Source organism: Actinophytocola sp. (assembly GCF_036402745.1).
Taxonomy (GTDB): domain Bacteria; phylum Actinomycetota; class Actinomycetes; order Mycobacteriales; family Pseudonocardiaceae; genus Actinophytocola.
The window spans coordinates 1-2,453 of record NZ_DASWSJ010000300.1 but is presented as its reverse complement, the minus strand read 5'-3'; the positions used below and the strand labels follow the sequence as shown (position 1 = coordinate 2,453).

Here is a 2,453-nt window from a genome sequence, read left to right as displayed (position 1 = left end):
AAAACCACCGTGGCGCGGTTGTACGGGAAGCTGCTGAAGGCGCTCGGCGTACTCCCGCAGGGCAGTTTCACCGAGGTGTCGCGGCGCGACCTGGTCGGCCAGTACATCGGCCACACCGCGGAGAAGACCGCCCAGGTGTTCGAGAAGTCGCTCGGTGGGGTGCTGTTCATCGACGAGGCCTACACGCTGTCCCGCTCGGCCGGCACCGGCGGCGACTTCGGCCAGGAGGCGATCGACGCGCTGGTGAAGCTGATGGAGGACCACCGCGACGAGATCGCCATCATCGTGGCGGGCTACACCGCCGAGATGGACGACTTCCTGGCCGCGAACCCCGGCCTGGGGTCCCGGTTCTCCAAGACGATCGAGTTCGAGAACTATTCCGCCGAGGAACTGCTGCTGATCACCGACCGGATGGTGGCCGGCGGCGACTACCAGCTCGACCCGGCCGCCGGGCCACCGCTGACGGCGTACTTCGACCGGATCGCCCACGGCGCCAACTTCGGCAACGCCCGCGAGGCCCGCCGCCTGGTCGAAGCCATGCGCAAGGCCCAGTCCCAACGCCTCCGCCGCCTGGGCCGCCTCCCCACCACCGAAGAACTCCGCTCACTCCACCCCACTGACGCCCAGACCGCGGCCGGCGGCTAGTGCCATCAAGGAGCGCGGAACCTCTCGGCCCATGACGGGCGGGCATGACAGGCCGGGTGCCCTGGTACTCGGCACCCGGCGGGGTCGTATGGCTGGGGCTGGGTGGTCGGGCCTGGCGGTGCCGGCCACCCGGGGCCGGATCAGCTCAGGACTTTGTCGTCCTTGGGGTTGCTGGTGTGGTCTCGGCCGACCGCTCGTCGCTCGACCGGTTGATGCTCGACGGTGCGTGGCGCTGGGCAGACCGGGCCTCGGCGAATCGGTCCGCCGCCCAGCCTCCTGCTCTTCCACTGCTTCTCTTCGTAGTCGTAGTAAGTGTCGACGCCTCCGACTGTCATCGATGACCTCCCGTTGCCCCCGTGACCGCTCCCTGCTGGCTTCTCAACAGTCCGTTACCAGGTACCTTCGACACAAGTGAATCGTCAAGTACCCTCCGGCAAACGGACGTTTCCCCTGATATCGACCGCTATGTCCAGACTTATCCAACAGCAAAAGAGTTTCCGCCACATTTCGACGGCACTTTCTTCAAGTCCGAAAGCAATTCACCCGCCGAAAACGCCCACCCCGTGGCCGGGAATCCGAATACCGTGAGTGACGATTTCGGCCCCGCCGAATGAGAGCACCTCGTACGCCGGGACGCGGTCGAGCGGCACCACCAGCTCGTTGGCTTCGAGGTTCGCCACGACCCGGAGGTCGCCCCGGGTGATTACCAGCCACGAGCCGTCCGCGTCGTAGGAGATGTCCACCGAGTCCAGCCGGTCGTCGCGCAGGTCCTCGCTCCGGGCCCGCAGCGCGAGCAGGTCGCGATACCAGGCGAGCAGTTCGCGGTGCGGCGAGGCGTCCACCTCGGTCCAGTCGAGCACCGAGCTCCGCCACGTCTCCGGATCCTGCGGGTCGGGGATCTCCTCGGCTTCCCACCCGTACGACGCGAACTCGCGGCGCCGGCCGGTCCGGACGGCCTCGGCGAGTTCGGGCTCCGAGTGGTCGGTGAAGAACCGCCACGGCGTGGAGGCACCCCATTCCTCACCCATGAACACCATCGGCGTGTAGGGCGAGGTGATCACCAGGGCCGCACCGATCGCCAGCTGGCCGGGCGTCAGAGCGGGCCGGTCGCCGAGCGCGCGGTTGCCGACCTGGTCGTGGTTCGAGGTGTACGCGAGGAACTCCCAGCCGCGGTGCCGCTTGGGGTCCACCGGGCGCCCCCAGTCCGTGCCGCGGAATGTCGAGTAGGACCCGTCGTGCAGGAACACCTGGGTTAGCGTCTTGGCGAACACCCCGGGCTCGCCGAAGTCCACGTAGTACCCCGCTCGCTCCCCGGTCAGCAGCGTGTGCAGCGCATGGTGGAAGTCGTCACTCCATTGCGCGGTCATCCCGAGCCCACCGTCAGCCACCGGCTCGACCATGCGCGGGTCGTTCAGGTCGGACTCCGCGACCAGCCCCAGCGGCCGCCCGAGCTCCGCCGACAAGTCGGCCGTCTGCTCCGACAACTGCGCCAACAGGTGCCGTGGGCTGTCGTCGGCAAGAGCGTGTACCGCGTCCAATCGCAAGGCGTCGACGTGGAACTCCCGGAACCAGCGCAGCGCGTTGTCGCAGATGAACCGGCGCACCTCGACGCTGCCGTCGTCGTCCAGGTTGACCGCCGGGCCCCAGGGCGTCGTGTGGCGCGAGGTGAAGTACGGCCCGAACGTGTCGAGGTAGTTCCCGCTCGGCCCGAGGTGGTTGTAGACCACGTCCAGGCAGACGGCCAGCCCGACCGCGTGGCACCGATCGACGAAACGCTGCAGCGCCTCCGGCCCTCCATAGGGCTCGTG

The 2,453-nt window shown here is 68.2% G+C and carries 2 protein-coding genes; one reads left to right on the top strand and one right to left on the bottom strand.

Features of this window, described 5'->3' with window-relative positions; translation table 11 throughout:
* On the top strand, positions 1–645 hold a 645-nt coding region (locus tag VGD70_RS28115), incomplete at its 5' end, for an AAA family ATPase (protein ID WP_331086545.1).
* A 539-nt stretch (positions 646–1,184) separates the two neighbouring features.
* Here VGD70_RS28115 and VGD70_RS28110 read toward each other — a convergent pair.
* Positions 1,185–2,453 (bottom strand): DUF3459 domain-containing protein (locus VGD70_RS28110; protein WP_331086543.1); only part of this gene is annotated, 1,269 nt, incomplete at its 5' end.